We start from the raw sequence: 13,933 nt of genomic DNA, 5'->3' as shown, positions 1-13,933 counted from the left end.
GCGTGATCAACGAGAACACGGCCGATGCAGGCCGCGAGCAGCCGGCCTCGGCGCCGGCCGCCGCGGTGCCGCCGCCGGTGGTGGCGGCTATCACCCCGAAGCCGGTGCCGGCCCCGGCGCCGGTCGAACGCAAGCCGGCCGAAAAGCCCACTGAAAAGCCGGCAGACAAGCCCACCGAAAAACCCGCTGCCAAGCCCACCGACAGCGCCCGCGCGCAGGCCCTGCTCGACGGCAAGCCCGCCACGCCCGAGGCGGCCGGCCGCTTCGTCGTGCAGGTCGGTGCGTTCGCCGAGGTCACCGCCGCCCGCGAGGCCCGCCACAAGGTCGAGAAGCTCGGCCTGAAGACCTACACGCAGGTCGTCGAGACCTCGGCGGGCAACCGCATCCGCGTGCGGGTCGGCCCGTTCGCCTCGCGCGACGAGGCCGACCGGGCTGCCGCGAAGATCAAGACCGCCGGCCTGCCGTCGGCCATCCTGACGCTGTGACGGCGCACGATGGGCTGGGTCGATGGGGTCTTTCTCGGCATCCTGGGTCTCTCCGTCCTGGTGGGGCTCGTGCGCGGCCTGGTGTTCGAGCTGCTGTCGCTGGTCGGCTGGTTCGCGGCCTGGTTCGCCGCGCAGTGGCTGACGCCGATGGTCGCGCCGCACATCCCGGTCGGCCGCATCGGCTCCGGCATCAACCATGCGGCTGCGTTCGCGCTCACCTTCGTCGCGGCGCTGATCGTCTGGGGCATCCTGGCGCGGCTGCTGCGCTTCCTGATCCACGTGACGCCGCTGAGCCTGATCGATCGGCTGCTGGGCGGCTTCTTCGGCCTGCTGCGCGGCGTGATCGTGCTGCTGGCCATCGGGCTGGTGGTCGGCATGACGCCGATGGTGACTTCGCCGGCCTGGACCAGCTCGGTGGGCGCGCCGTGGCTCAATGCCACCCTGGCGGCCTTGAAGCCCGTGCTTCCGCCTCAACTCTCTTCCCACCTGCCCGCATGACGCGGGCCGGTTGAACCAGCAAGGACTCTCCCATGTGCGGCATCGTTGGCGTGATCTCGAAAACGCCGGTCAACCAGCTGATCTACGACGCGCTGCTGCTGCTGCAGCATCGCGGCCAGGATGCCGCCGGCATCGTCACGATGCAGGGCACCAAGTGCTTCATGCACAAGGCGCGCGGCATGGTGCGCGACGTGTTCCGCACCCGCAACATGCGCGGCCTGCCGGGCACCGTGGGCCTCGGCCAGACGCGCTACCCGACGGCCGGCAACGCCTACAACGAGGAAGAGGCCCAGCCCTTCTACGTGAACGCGCCGTTCGGCATCGTGCTGGTGCACAACGGCAACCTGACCAATGCGCACTCGCTGAAGCAGGAGCTGTTCGACATCGACCGCCGCCACATCAACACCGAGAGCGACACCGAGGTGCTGATCAACATCCTCGCGCACGAGCTCGAGATGGCCGCGCGCGACCTGCCGCTGACCACCGAGGAGATCTTCAAGGCGGTCGGCGCGGTGCACAAGCGCATCAAGGGCTCGTACGCGGTGGTCGCGCTGATCGCCGGCTACGGGCTGCTGGCCTTCCGCGATCCGTACGGCATCCGCCCGCTGTGCTTCGGCGAGGCGATGACGGCGGACGGCCCCGAAGTGATGGTGGCCAGCGAATCGGTGGCGCTCGAAGGCACCGGCCACAAGCTGATCCGCGACGTGGCGCCGGGCGAGGCCGTCTTCATCGACCTGGACGGCAAGCTCCACACCCAGCAGTGCGCCGAGAACCCGACGCTGAACCCGTGCATGTTCGAGTTCGTGTACCTCGCACGGCCTGATTCGGTGATGGACGGCGTGTCGGTCTACCAGGCGCGGCTGAACATGGGCGAGACGCTCGCGCAGCGCCTGATCTCGACGATGCCGCCGAGCGAGATCGACGTGGTGATCCCGATCCCCGAGTCGAGCCGCCCGTCGGCGATGCAGCTCGCGCAGAAGATCGGCAAGCCGTACCGCGAGGGCTTCGTGAAGAACCGCTACGTGGGCCGCACCTTCATCATGCCGGGGCAGGGCGTGCGCAAGAAATCGGTGCGCCAGAAGCTGAACGCGATCGCCGTCGAGTTCAAGGGCCGCAACGTGCTGCTGGTGGACGATTCCATCGTGCGCGGCACCACCTCGAAAGAGATCGTGCAGATGGCGCGCGAGGCGGGAGCACGCAAGGTCTACATGGCCTCGGCTGCGCCGCCGGTGCGCTTCCCGAATGTCTACGGCATCGACATGCCGACCAGCGAAGAGCTGATCGCGCACAACCGCAGCATCGAGGAGATCCGCCAGTTCATCGGCGCCGATGCGCTGATCTACCAGGACGTGGCCGCGATGAAGAAGGTGGTGGGCGCGCTGAACCCGACGCTGAACGGCTTCGAGGCCTCGTGCTTCGACGGCTACTACGTGACGGGCGACGTGTCGGCCGCCGATTTCGACGCGATCGCGACGCAGCGCAAGTCGCAGGGCGGCGACGAGGAAGAGGGTGCCGACCGCTCGCGCCTCGCGCTGCAGAGCGCGACCACGGAGCGCAGCTGATGGCCGATGCGCCGGCGAAGCGGGGCATTCCGCGCGTCGAGCTGCCGGCCGACGTGCGGCGCGACACGCTCGCGGTGCGCGAGGGCCTGCCGCCGAGCGCCTGGGGCGAGAACTCCGAGGCGCTGTTCCTGACCAGCAGCTTCGTGCAGCCCGATGCGGCGAGTGCCGCCGCGCGCTTCGCGAATGAAGAAGAAGCCTTCATCTACTCGCGCTTCAGCAACCCGACGGTGACGATGTTCGAGCGGCGCCTGGCCGCGCTCGAAGGCGCGCAGGCCTGCATCGGCACGGCCAGCGGCATGAGCGCGATCCTGCTGCTCGGCATGGCGCTGCTGAAGGCCGGCGACCACGTGATCTGCTCGCGCAGCGTGTTCGGCTCGACGATCATGCTGTTCGGCCGCGAGTTCGCGAAGTTCGGCGTCGAGACCACGTTCGTCTCGCAGACCGATCCGGATGAATGGCGGCGCGCGCTGAAGCCGAACACGAAGCTGCTGTTCGCCGAATCGCCGACCAACCCGCTGACCGAGGTGTGCGACATCCGCGCGCTGGCGCAGATCGCGCACGAGGCCGGCGCGCTGCTGGCGGTCGACAACTGCTTCTGCTCGCCGGCGCTGCAGCGGCCGATCGAGTACGGCGCCGACGTGGTCGTGCACTCGGGCACCAAGTACCTCGACGGGCAGGGCCGCGTGATCGCCGGCGCGGTGTGCGGGCCGGAGCAACTGATCAACGACAAGTTCGTGCCGGTGATGCGCAGCGCGGGGATGTCGCTGTCGCCGTTCAACGCCTGGGTGGTGCTGAAGGGGCTGGAGACGCTGTCGATCCGGATGCAGGCGCAGGGCGAGCGCGCGCTGCAGCTGGCCGGCTGGCTCGAGCAGCAGCCGCAGGTGGCGCGCGTGTTCTATCCCGGCTTGCGTTCGCACCCGCAGCATGCGCTGGCGATGGCGCAGCAATCGGGCTCGGGCGGCGCGGTGGTGTCGTTCACCGTGAAGAGCGCCGATGCCACCGGCGCCCGCAAGAATGCCTTCCACGTGATCGACCAGACGCAGGTCTGCTCGATCACCGCCAACCTCGGCGACACCAAGACCACGATCACGCACCCGGCCAGCACCTCGCACGGGCGGCTCACCGAAGACCAGCGCCAGGCGGCCGGCATCACGCAGGGCCTGATCCGCGTGGCCGTGGGCCTGGACGACGTGCAAGACCTGAAGACCGACCTGCTGCGTGGCCTGGCCGGCCTCGACACCCTTTGATTCCATCGACCATGACCCGACCGATCCGCACCCGCATCGCCCCGTCGCCCACCGGCTTCCTGCACCTGGGCACGGCCCGCACCGCGCTGTATTCGTGGGCCTTCGCGCGCCACTTCGGCGGCGAGTTCGTGCTGCGCATCGAAGACACCGACGTGGCCCGCTCGACGCAGGATTCGGTCGACCAGATCCTCGCGTCGATGCGCTGGCTGGGGCTCGACTGCGACGAGGGCCCGATCTACCAGATGCAGCGGCTCGACCGCTACCGCGCGGTGGTCGACCAGATGCTCGCCGAGGGCAGYGCCTACCGCTGCTACACGACACCCGAAGAGCTCGACGTGATGCGCGAGGCGCAACGTGCGCGCGGCGAGAAGACCCACTACGACGGTCGCTGGCGCCCGGCGCCCGGCAAGACGCTGCCAGCGCCGCCCGCCGGCGTGGAGGCGGTGATCCGTTTCGCGAACCCGCACGACGGCATCGTCAGCTGGGACGACCTGGTCAAGGGCCCGATCAGCATCGCGAACAAGGAGATCGACGACCTGATCATCATGCGGGCCGACGGTGTGCCGACCTACAACTTCGCGGTGGTCGTCGACGACTGGGACATGGCCATCAGCCACGTGTTCCGTGGCGACGAGCATGTGAACAACACGCCGTGGCAGATCAACATCTTCCATGCGCTGAAGGCGCCGCTGCCGCTGTTCGGCCATGTGCCGGTGATCCTCGGCGACGATGGGCAGAAGCTGTCGAAGCGGCGCGGTGCGGTCAGCGTGACGGCGTACGAGGAGAACGGTTTCCTGCCCGAGGCGATGCTGAACTACCTGGCGCGCCTCGGCTGGAGCCACGGCGACGAGGAGCTGTTCACGCGCGAGCAACTGGTGTCGTGGTTCGACGGCAGCCACCTGTCGAAGAGCCCGGCGCAGTGGGATGCGGCGAAGCTCGCGTGGGTCAACGCGCACTACCTGAAGACGATCGACGAGCGGCGCCTGGCCGCGTTGGTGGTGGCGCAGTTCGCGCGCCGCGGCATCAGCGTGTCGGAAGACGAAGCGGCTGCGCGCTGCGGGCTGTTCAAGGACCGCTGCTCGACGACGGTGGAGCTGGCCGACTGGCTGCAGATGTATTTCGCCGACGTGGCGCCGAGTGCCGAAGACCTGGCGGCGCACGTGACCGATGCGGTGAAGCCGGCGCTCGCGACGCTGCGCGAGAAGTTCGCTGCGAGCGAGTGGACGAAGCCCGCGATCGCGGCCGCGATCAAGGAGACGCTGGGTGCACACGGGCTCAAGATGCCGCAGCTCGCGCATGCCGTTCGCGTGCTGGTGTGCGGTCGTGCGCAGACGCCGTCGGTCGATGCGGTGCTCGAACTCTTCGCGCGTGAAAAAGTTTTGAGCCGCTTGCAGAGGGCCTGAAAAATCTGCCTATAATCGTGGTCTTCGCTACTGAGAACAGCGCAGCGCCAGAAGGAAGGCTGAAAAGTCAACCCGATGGCCACCAGAATTTTCGGATTCATGGGGGTATAGCTCAGCTGGGAGAGCGCTTGCATGGCATGCAAGAGGTCAGCGGTTCGATCCCGCTTACCTCCACCAAGACTCCAAAGTCTCGGGGCGCGTTGTTCAGAGTGGTGGAGGTGTGAAAGTTTCAGTCCCCTTCGTCTAGAGGCCTAGGACACCACCCTTTCACGGTGATTACAGGGGTTCGAATCCCCTAGGGGACGCCAAGTTTGGCGGGGCTTGCGCAGAGAGCGATGCTCGAAGCGAAATCCCGCTGCGGTAAGAAGAATTGGAGTGGTAGTTCAGTTGGTTAGAATACCGGCCTGTCACGCCGGGGGTCGCGGGTTCGAGCCCCGTCCACTCCGCCAACAAAAAACCCTTGTGAGTCAACGACTTACAAGGGTTTTTCCGCTTTCTGAGCTGCCTATTTTTTGTGCGCGCAGCGCCTCATATTCCAAAGTTTGGAATATCGATGCCAAGAAGGGGGTTCGCCCTGCGCTCGCTGATCACTGTCGGCGTTCGCTTTCTCTCTTCAGGTTCACCCACTTTCTGAGGACGCCGGACTCGATCAGGTCGAAGGTTCCTGCCTTCGCTTCGATCTCGGTCGGGTACTCTCGCTTGCCGAGTTGGCCCCGCACCCGAAGGCGATAGGCGCCCTTGAAGGTCACCAGCTCGACACGGATGCCGTCTTGCTTGATGGCCTGGACACCCGGGCGCTTGCGGATCCAGCGCACCGAAGAAACGAATCGCTTGCGCCGGTCCAGGTGGCGCCGAACCGACGCAAGGTGTCCTGTCGCCAAGCGCGTGCTGGTCAACTCGTCGCAGCACTGCTCGCCGACTTCCATGGCACCCCACTTCTCGTGTTCAACGAGGAAAGAGTGCCGGATCTCCGTGCCGCAGTACTCGCATTCGCCGTACAGGCCGCCAAGGTCCTCATGCCCGATGAAGGTCCAGCCGCTTTTCGGAGGAATGATCCCGTGCTCTGCCGCGTGGCAACCGCTGCAAAGCGTCTCGCACATGTGATGTGGGTACTCCCATGGCTTTCGACCCGGGATGTACCGCTTGTGATGAACATGCAAGCGAACGCCCTCAGAGCGCCGGCACTGCTTGCACGCGAATTCGTCGAGCAGCAGCACCTCAGCCCTGAACTGTTTCCACGATGCACTTCGATATCCGTCCATGAGCAGTCACGTGTTGTTGTTGAGGGGAGCGTGGCGCACTAACGCGTCGGCTTGGCCACGCGGATGCGCCTGCGGTCGTACACCTGCCGAACCATCCTCTCGCTGCTGTGCATCGTGGCGTCGAGCGTGTCCGTCGCGCCAGAGGCCAGCTTGTCGCTCACGCCCTTTGGTCGGCAATCCTGGAGCGAGAATGGCTCGAATGGAATCGACCGGCGCGCGGCCTCTGCGACGCACTCGACCATCAGCTTGGACAGCGTGGCCTTCCAGCCGCCCTTCGTGTAGCGCTGCCCGCTCATATTCCCGAATATGTACCAGGTGCCAGCGACCTTGTTTCGCTTCAGCGCCAGGGCCTCGTCGACCGTGCTGCGCAGGTCTGCACTCCACTCGATGAGTCCCCTTTTGACTGCTTCTCCGCGCTGTCGCTTCGCGGCCTCCCAGAGAATTCCATCTGCCGTGATCTGATCACGCGTCAAGGCCCGAACCTCTACAGATCGGCGAAGGCAAAGCCAAGCCGTGCGCAGTGCAAGTCCGACAATGTGCTGCGGACCACCCATGCGTCGACCGATCTCGACCGCCAACGCAAGCTCTGCATCCGTGACCAGGCGATCTCGCCGACGTGTGGCCAGTTTTTCAACGCCATCGAATGGGTTGATCACGATGAGGCGAATGCGGACTCCGAACTCCAAGACCACCCGTGCAAGCGCGATCTCCTTGTTCCCTTTCTCCGCGCGCGGCCGAGGATTTCCATCCTTGTCTCGAGCCAGCTGGCAGGCGTCAAGATACGCGTAGGCGTCCGACTTCTCCATCTGGCCAACATGCATGACACCGAACGCTCGCTTCAGCATAGAAAGCTCGCGCTCGTTCTCACGCAGCGTACTGTCGGCCCGCTTTCCCTGCGAGCCGTCAGGCAGCGCTCGTTGTCTGGCAAGCCATGCGTCGGCGAGCGCGGCGAAGGTGCCCTCTGTGGGTGCGCCCATCTCGATGTCTGCCGCGCGCTTGATTGCGTCCCGCCTCAGCTCTGCAATCTTCGTGACGCTGCTGATCGCGCAGGTGAGTCGGAACGCCCAGGTGCCATCGGGCTTCTTGTAGCCGATGGAGTACAGGCGTGCTCCCCGCCGCTCATATACGCGGTACGGAAGTCCGTCCGCGCGTTCTCTACGGCGATTCATAGGTTCAACATGAAGTCGAGTCGAGGACCGATGCGCTTTGGACCGGGTGCTTGGCCAGACATGCGTGCAAGGTAGTAGGTGCGGTCTACCTTGGGTACATCTCCGCGACGTGCGGGCGGCTCGTATATCCAGCCGCGGTCATCCAACCATGCGGCGATGCGGTTCGGCCGCTTTGCTCCAGTCAATTCATGCAGTTCTGCGGCAGTCAGGGTTAGCGTGGAGGGCGAGGCGGGATGGGGTGTCACGAAGGGCCGTGGATGCGCGGAGGATGAGTGGCTCGTTGACGTGGTGCTGGGAATCATGAATCGATTGCAATGAGGCTGCCGAGGTAGTGCTCGGCGGCGTCCATGAGGTAGGCTGGCTGTGCCTCTGCATCGTTTTCCCCGACCATGACGTTGGCGGCGAGCGCGCAGTCGAGGAGGAAGAGCGCAATTTCTGATGGCTGCAGCCCGTCGATGCGCRATGCGAGATTCCCGACTCCGCAGTCGTACAGGCCTTCGAGGGTGGCGCGATGCCGCCATGCGATGGACTCACAGACGAACCTGGCGACCAGTCGCAGGTCGAACGCGCTGCGTTCAGTGGCAAGGGCTCGCTCGCGCACGCGCTTGAGGAGGTCGAGCCGGCTGCGGCTCGCGAGGACGGCGGGCGTGGCGTCCTCGTCGATCGCCTTGTGCCTCTGCGCGCGAGCGGGCTTGGTCGTCGGTGCCGTGCTCGGTGGCACTTGATCACCAGCGGTGCTGCCGGCGATGGAGTCCACGGTCGAGTCCGGCGCCTTGTGCATCTCGTCGTGCGAAGTCCCGCCCACTGTCATCACTGACTCAGCATGCGACTCGGCCGGTTGGGTCTGTGTCGGGCTCGGCGCAGCCGCCACAGCGGCTTTGGGTGCGCGCGGAACGACACGCAGCAGGTGGACCCTCTTCTTCTCGGCGAAGCAGTCCGGATCAGTGCAGACGTCTGCACCGCCACGCACCGAGGCAGAAGCCCGGTCGGTGCCCTTGCCATCGAGTTCGACGATGTCCGCGAACTCAGGCGCGTTGCCCGAGCGCTTCCAGCAGTCGGTGCAACTGCCGGCGTCCGGCAGCAGCTCGGCGTCGGCGATGTCGAAGACGGCGTCGTGCAGGTCTAGCGAGAACTTCTCGCTGAGCAGGGCCTGAATGCTGCGGTGGCTGGCCTTTCCACCGGCAGCGAGCCGGGCATGGGCGTCCTGCCGGATGTACTCCAGCGCCTTCTCCTGATAGCCGATCGACGGCAGACGTGCGATGAGCTGCGCCGCCTCGGTGCCGAACTCGTTGGCCAGGTACGCATCGCGCARSGCCGGGCCCGCATCGAGCAGYTTCAASCGGTTGTAGATGTGGGTGCGGCTCTTGCCGAACTTSGCAATGAGGTCCTCTGCGGACAGGCCGTCGTTCTGCATCATCGACATGAAGCCCTCGGCTTCTTCGAGCGGGTGCACGTCGACGCGCTGCAGGTTCTCCGCAACCTGGGCGCTGCGGGACTGTGCGTCGGTCATGTCGCGCACCATGCACGGTGCAGTCGCGAGGTCGACGAAACGAGCAGCCCGGACACGCCGGTGGCCGAAGACGATCTCGAAGCCGGCGCGTTCCGGCCGTGGGCGAACAAGGATCGGCTGGTGGATGCGGCCTTCTGCGACGATGTTCGCCGCCAGGTCGTCGATGCCGGTGAAGGTGCGGCGGGGATTGAAGGGGCTCTCGTGCAACTGGTCGAGAGCGATCGCGCGGATGGTTTCCATGGTTCGTCAGAGGTTGCTGTTCAGTGGACCAGGCGGCTTGCGAACTGATGGCGTTGGAAATCGAGCGAGTCGGCGCGCTCGATGAACGCGTTGCGCCAGCCCGACCAGGTGGTGTCTCGGCATGCGGGCGACATCAGGTTGACCCAGGTCACCGGCTTGACGCCGGGGAGAAGGGGCGGTGTCGTGCCGGGGTTCGGCAGGAGCTGTGCACGTGCGGTGGCCTCGGCGATCAATGCCGCCTTGAGCAGTCCCTGGGCGTGCGCGGCGTGAGCGACGTTCAGCGCGAAGCCGTTGCGGATCAAACGGACGAAGCGGTTCTCGAGGGTGACCCAGGCGGCGCCGACCTCGTCTTCAGCTGCGGCGGACAAGTCGCCGACATAGGCCTTGTGCGCTGCCAGCATGAGTGCCGCGAATTGGCCGTGCACATCGAGGTCGAGTTCGCGCTCGGCGATCCTGCAGATGAGCAGCGAGTGCTCGGCCAGGCTGTAGGGCCTGCAGGTGGCGCCGGTGAAGCGATTGAGGAGGCTGAGGTGGTGAGCGATCGTTCGCAGATCGATGTTGCCCGGAAACGGGTGCTTGAGCGACACCTCGGTGCCGGTTGCTGTCGTGATGAAGATCATGGCGTGGATAGCGGTGGAATGTGGAAGGCGGCCGTGGGAGGTCAGACGTGCAGGCCGGCGAAATCGAGGAACCGGGCCTCTGGGCCACAGGCGCCGCGGGCGTCGCGCACGAGCGCAACGAGCGTCGGGCAAGGAAGCCCGGCATCGGGGCAGGTGCAGAGGCGCTGGCCGGCGGCGTCGCAGGCGCCGTGGCGGCACAGCACGCAACCGCGTTCGGGTGCCACCTGAATGCAGGTTGCGGGGCTGGTCATGCGCCTGCCCAGTACATGCCCGTTGCCACGGAAAGAAGGGCAACCAGGCAGCCGACGGAAGCGCCCCAGACGAGGCCATGTCGCCAGCCGATCCGGTACTTTGCGTGGCCGATTTCGCGGATATCGCCGGCCATCAGTGCCCCCATCCAAGGAAGATTCTCGTGAAGGAGTTGCTCCCTGAACCCTTCCAGAAACACCTTGAGTTCTTCATCCGGAAGGGCGGCCCCGGCCTCGAAAGTTTCCCGCAGACTGAGGATCCTGGAAGGATGGACGGGGAACTTCAGCCACGGCTCGGAGGTGTGGGAGGCGGCCTCTTCGCTGCGCATGGTTGCGGGATCGGCAGCGGCTGATTTCGTCTGTGTGGTGGTGTTCATGATGGTTCCGTAGAAGGGTGTTCTTGCAGGAGCGGGCTCAGAAGTCGGTGGGCGCGAGCCAGCCGCCGAAGCCCCAGAGCAGGAGCAGCAGCAGATAGACGAGGGGCCAGCGGACGCGCGGATTGCGGTCGGCCCATGCTTCGAGGGGGAAGTGCGCGTGGCTCGCGCTCATGCGGCCACCTCGTCGAGGCGTTCGACGTTGCTGATCGAGCAGCCGGTCAGGTCGTGGGCAACGCGCTGCGCGTGTTCAGCATCGCGAGCCTTGACCTGGACGAAGGGCAGGACGCCGGTGTCGCAGGCGGCTGGGAAGCCGTTGCGGTCGTTGGGGTGGTAGTGGCAGCGGTAGCTGCGAGAAGCGAATGACAGTCCAGGCATGGCGGCCTCCAAACAAGGTGAGCGCCACGATAACCATATGGTTATCTGTTGTCAATAACCAATTGGTTAGTTGAGTAGCCTAAAGATGTCCATCCGATCGCAGTTTGGTGTTCTGGCGGGGGTGCTGGGGCGAGATCAGCCGTATCTCAGGCTGGGGCTCACGCCGCGCGAACGTCGACGAGGGAGACGGACTTTCGATCCTCTTGCGTCAAGTCGTCGCGCACGCGACGCTCTTCGTAGGTGGCGATGACTTGATGTCCGAACGCCTTCTGCACCGCATCCGCGAGCTGTGGCGGGACCTTGCCTTTGATGATGCGGCCATCGCTCGTCACGCCAAAGGTGTGACGAACGAGGCTGGCCTCGGCGAGGAGGCCGGTGACTTCATGAAGCGAAACCTCCTCTTCCTTCAGCTGGGCGAGGCGGTTTTCCAGAGTGAAAAGTTGCGAATCGCTGGCACTCCACCGTTGCGGCTCGCCGTAGGGCGTGGTCCATTGCAGCTGCGGCGCGGCTTGGGCCTCAATCAGCGTGTGCACCAGGTCTCGGTACTTCTTGATCGCCCAGGTGCCGTGCTCGGCGGCGCTCTGGGAGACATCAGCCGAGTTTGTCAGGCGAAGCAGTCGGTCAAGGGCGATGCGTCTGGGGTCGTCGCCAAGCAAATCGCTGTCGGTTTGAATCAGCAGCGTCATGCCGAATGAGCTCTGCGCTGAGCTGGGCCGTGCGGCCATGTTGAACTGGCGTTTCAGTGCGGACGGCAGGTGCCGGGCAGGGCGGCCAACGGTGGATTGGCCGACGCGCACATACAGCTCAGCGAGGGCGCTGGAAATCTGGCCAATCGCAAGAAGGTCAGCGTACTGGTCGGCGTAGCGTTGGCCTTCGAGGGTGAACTCGACGGTCTCATGCTCGCGGTGCTTGAGCAGGCCGAACAGCTCTCTCTGGAGTTGATCGCGATCGGCTTCGAGCGCGCGCAGTGAAAGCTGCCAGGCCAGGCGGGCGCCATCGGCCTCAATCACTGTGCGCTGTGCGGCGAGTGCATCGTCCGCCTGAAGTAGAAGATCCCGCAGTCGCGCAGCCTTCTTGGTTGCCGCCTCGGGGCTGATGTCTCGCCATCCGGTACTACTGAAGCGTGCCATCAATGCCTCCTGCTGCGACCTCAATTTCCAGGACATGCTGGTAAGGGCGAGCTGCCTGCCTCAAGCCAAGCCGACTCTCCCAATACCCGCGTACGACCTTCATGTGCGTGGCGTGCGGGTGATCGTCGGGGAGATCGATCACGCAGCCATGAATGAGGCTCGCCTCGGCATCGCTGCTGTGCCACTGCTCGCTGCTGAGTAGGCCTGCCTGAATGTCCGCCGGCAGGCGTTCGACGTCCGCGATATCGGCGTGATCGAGGTGCGTCACGGCGACGAGGCTGTCGGGCTCGGTGTTCGGGCTGACGAATGTGCCGCCAAGCCATTGGCGGCGATTGAGTCCACCGCGCAGCAGTCGTCCATGCAGCTGCAGCAGGGCGTCCCACAAATGGCGCCGGGTGGCGCTCTGTGGAAAGTGATTGACCAGGAGCAGCTCTACGTCTTCCAGCGTCGTCGGGTGCGGCTCGCCCGATCCTCGGATGGCTTGCAGCAGCTCTGAAAGTGGGTCGGACGGGCCAAGGGCGACCTCAAAGGCGCCCAGATCAAAGATCCGATCGGTCATCGACGGCCTTGGCCTTTGTCGGGGGTGTTCGCCTTGAGTGCCTCCGACAGCATCGGATGCTCGCGCAGGTAGGTGTCGATCATCTGGCGCTCAGGCTCGGCGAGGGCCAGGTACCCCTTCTGCAGCGCGATGAGTCGATCCAGAAATCCGGCTCCCGAGGTCGGGGGCTGGTCCGCGGCATCCATCCATCCAACCGGGAGGTCGTGCTTCTGCTCGATCTCGCGTGCCAAGTCCTCGCCGACGTTGCGCTGGCTCTTCCCTTCGGAAAAGAGCCGGTAGATCTGCGGCCGCTTCTTGCCGATGAAGTCCGCGAACGCGGCCGTGTTCCCGCCGTGGCGTTCGTTGATCAGCTGCTGCAGCCTGGTGAGGCGGATGTCGTGTTTCGTCACGGCGCGGATTTGACCAACGGAGTAACCTTTTGGTAAGTCCCCAAGTGGCTATTGCTTTGCGATAACCATATGGTTATCCTTCGGGCATGCTGCTCAAGAACTACTTGCGTGACCTGAAGGAAGACGAACGGCGCCTGCGCCTTGCTCGCGCTTGCGGCTCGTCCTGGTCGTATCTACGGCTGGTCGCATACGGCGCCCGTCAACCCTCCCTTGAACTGGCGCTTCGAATCGAGCTGGAGACCTCTGGCGCGGTTCTCGTCGAGGACCTTGTCCGGGATGTGGATCGAGTCGAAGCGCTTCATCGCTTTGTAGCCCTTCGGGCTTCGATGCGCGCTGGCGAGGTGCAGGCCGCGCTATGCGAGGGCCAACCGTGCTGACCCACACCGAAGCTACTGCAGTGCTTCTCCAGGCGAGGGCGGCCGGGCAGTGTGAAGAGACAGCGCTTCTCGCAGCGCTGCTACGAGCTGGCGCGCAGCCGGTACGCCGAGTACCAGTGTGGCTGGGGGTTGGCCTGCTGGTGCGGTCAGCGTCACCTGCAGCGCACCCAGCGGCCCCATCGGCGATGCGATCTCGGTGAACTCGACGCCCACCTGCGCGAACACCATTTCCACGCTCAGCCCCTCCGTCTTCTTCTCGCTCATCAGTTTCTCTTTCGTGCGCTCATTGGTGCGCAGTATGGCTACCAGTGCGCGGTCCATCCATAGCCCCTTCAAACGGCCCATGCCATGAATGTCCAAACCGCAGCCTTCAACCTCGTGCACGACCACCCGGGCGGCACCACGGCACTCGCGCCGCTGCTCGGCAAGAGCACGTCGACGCTGAACCACGAGGTCGACCCCAACTATGCAACCGCCAAGCT

At 65.3% G+C, this 13,933-nt stretch carries 20 protein-coding genes and 3 tRNA genes; 10 read left to right on the top strand and 13 right to left on the bottom strand.

Annotation, left to right across the window (positions count from 1 at the left end):
* The 8 genes from AC1DXV_RS22890 to AC1DXV_RS22855 form a co-directional block, all read left to right on the top strand.
* Nucleotides 1–485: SPOR domain-containing protein (locus AC1DXV_RS22890; protein ID WP_477935688.1), on the top strand; the 485-nt coding region annotated here is incomplete at its 5' end.
* A gap of 9 nt (nt 486–494) precedes the next feature.
* Complete coding sequence (locus tag AC1DXV_RS22885) at nt 495–983, top strand: CvpA family protein (RefSeq protein WP_477867043.1); 489 nt, start codon at nt 495–497, stop codon at nt 981–983.
* Between the two features lie 32 nt (nt 984–1,015).
* Nucleotides 1,016–2,545 (top strand): amidophosphoribosyltransferase, encoded by a 1,530-nt coding sequence (purF, locus tag AC1DXV_RS22880; RefSeq protein WP_477935686.1) that lies wholly within the window; start codon nt 1,016–1,018, stop codon nt 2,543–2,545.
* Entirely contained in the window at nt 2,545–3,792 is a 1,248-nt protein-coding gene (locus AC1DXV_RS22875; RefSeq protein WP_477867039.1) for an O-succinylhomoserine sulfhydrylase, read from the top strand. Before purF ends, AC1DXV_RS22875 begins: the two co-directional genes overlap by 1 nt.
* Nucleotides 3,793–3,803: 11 nt before the next feature.
* Nucleotides 3,804–5,195, top strand: a complete 1,392-nt coding sequence (gene gltX / locus AC1DXV_RS22870) for a glutamate--tRNA ligase (RefSeq protein WP_477867037.1) — start codon at nt 3,804–3,806, stop codon at nt 5,193–5,195.
* 101 nt (nt 5,196–5,296) lie between these two features.
* Nucleotides 5,297–5,372, top strand: a tRNA-Ala gene (locus tag AC1DXV_RS22865).
* Between the two features lie 55 nt (nt 5,373–5,427).
* Nucleotides 5,428–5,503, top strand: a tRNA-Glu gene (locus AC1DXV_RS22860).
* A 64-nt stretch (nt 5,504–5,567) separates the two neighbouring features.
* A tRNA-Asp gene (locus AC1DXV_RS22855) sits at nt 5,568–5,644 on the top strand.
* A 138-nt stretch (nt 5,645–5,782) separates the two neighbouring features.
* Here AC1DXV_RS22855 and AC1DXV_RS22850 read toward each other — a convergent pair.
* The 12 genes from AC1DXV_RS22850 to AC1DXV_RS22795 form a co-directional block, all read right to left on the bottom strand.
* A complete protein-coding gene (locus AC1DXV_RS22850) occupies nt 5,783–6,412 on the bottom strand; it encodes a hypothetical protein (RefSeq protein ID WP_477867035.1) in 630 nt (209 codons plus the stop codon).
* Between the two features lie 83 nt (nt 6,413–6,495).
* On the bottom strand, nt 6,496–7,626 hold the full coding sequence (locus AC1DXV_RS22845; protein ID WP_477935684.1) for a hypothetical protein: 1,131 nt from the start codon (nt 7,624–7,626) through the stop codon (nt 6,496–6,498).
* Complete coding sequence (locus tag AC1DXV_RS22840; protein ID WP_477871879.1) at nt 7,623–7,928, bottom strand: DUF4224 domain-containing protein; 306 nt, start codon at nt 7,926–7,928, stop codon at nt 7,623–7,625. Before AC1DXV_RS22840 ends, AC1DXV_RS22845 begins: the two co-directional genes overlap by 4 nt.
* Nucleotides 7,925–9,376: a ParB/RepB/Spo0J family partition protein gene (locus tag AC1DXV_RS22835; protein WP_477935682.1), complete on the bottom strand. Its 1,452-nt coding sequence runs from the start codon at nt 9,374–9,376 to the stop codon at nt 7,925–7,927. Before AC1DXV_RS22835 ends, AC1DXV_RS22840 begins: the two co-directional genes overlap by 4 nt.
* A gap of 20 nt (nt 9,377–9,396) precedes the next feature.
* Complete coding sequence (locus tag AC1DXV_RS22830) at nt 9,397–9,996, bottom strand: hypothetical protein (protein WP_477935680.1); 600 nt, start codon at nt 9,994–9,996, stop codon at nt 9,397–9,399.
* 41 nt (nt 9,997–10,037) lie between these two features.
* Entirely contained in the window at nt 10,038–10,247 is a 210-nt protein-coding gene (locus AC1DXV_RS22825; protein ID WP_477873316.1) for a hypothetical protein, read from the bottom strand.
* Nucleotides 10,244–10,621 (bottom strand): hypothetical protein, encoded by a 378-nt coding sequence (locus AC1DXV_RS22820; protein ID WP_477873314.1) that lies wholly within the window; start codon nt 10,619–10,621, stop codon nt 10,244–10,246. The genes AC1DXV_RS22825 and AC1DXV_RS22820 overlap by 4 nt, the downstream gene beginning before the upstream one ends.
* Before the next feature lie 37 nt (nt 10,622–10,658).
* Entirely contained in the window at nt 10,659–10,793 is a 135-nt protein-coding gene (locus tag AC1DXV_RS22815) for a hypothetical protein (RefSeq protein WP_477935678.1), read from the bottom strand.
* On the bottom strand, nt 10,790–10,996 hold the full coding sequence (locus AC1DXV_RS22810; RefSeq protein ID WP_477935676.1) for a hypothetical protein: 207 nt from the start codon (nt 10,994–10,996) through the stop codon (nt 10,790–10,792). Before AC1DXV_RS22810 ends, AC1DXV_RS22815 begins: the two co-directional genes overlap by 4 nt.
* A gap of 158 nt (nt 10,997–11,154) precedes the next feature.
* Complete coding sequence (locus AC1DXV_RS22805) at nt 11,155–12,126, bottom strand: hypothetical protein (protein ID WP_477935674.1); 972 nt, start codon at nt 12,124–12,126, stop codon at nt 11,155–11,157.
* Nucleotides 12,110–12,685, bottom strand: a complete 576-nt coding sequence (locus tag AC1DXV_RS22800) for a DUF6932 family protein (protein WP_477873508.1) — start codon at nt 12,683–12,685, stop codon at nt 12,110–12,112. Before AC1DXV_RS22800 ends, AC1DXV_RS22805 begins: the two co-directional genes overlap by 17 nt.
* Nucleotides 12,682–13,074: a hypothetical protein gene (locus AC1DXV_RS22795; protein WP_047506251.1), complete on the bottom strand. Its 393-nt coding sequence runs from the start codon at nt 13,072–13,074 to the stop codon at nt 12,682–12,684. Before AC1DXV_RS22795 ends, AC1DXV_RS22800 begins: the two co-directional genes overlap by 4 nt.
* A gap of 86 nt (nt 13,075–13,160) precedes the next feature.
* Between AC1DXV_RS22795 and AC1DXV_RS22790 the strand changes: the two genes are divergently transcribed.
* Nucleotides 13,161–13,451, top strand: coding sequence for a hypothetical protein (locus tag AC1DXV_RS22790; protein ID WP_477873507.1), 291 nt, complete (start codon nt 13,161–13,163; stop codon nt 13,449–13,451).
* 12 nt (nt 13,452–13,463) lie between these two features.
* On the opposite strand, the gene AC1DXV_RS22785 is transcribed toward AC1DXV_RS22790, so the two are convergent.
* Entirely contained in the window at nt 13,464–13,772 is a 309-nt protein-coding gene (locus AC1DXV_RS22785; RefSeq protein WP_477935672.1) for a hypothetical protein, read from the bottom strand.
* Between the two features lie 27 nt (nt 13,773–13,799).
* On the opposite strand from AC1DXV_RS22785, the gene AC1DXV_RS22780 reads away from it, so the two are divergent.
* A partial coding sequence (locus tag AC1DXV_RS22780; RefSeq protein WP_477935690.1) for a phage regulatory CII family protein occupies nt 13,800–13,933 on the top strand: 134 nt, incomplete at its 3' end.

The organism is Rhizobacter sp. P3_C12 (genome assembly GCF_056402735.1).
The sequence above is the reverse complement of the archived record's forward strand: the minus strand, read 5'-3'. Positions and strand labels throughout refer to the sequence as shown.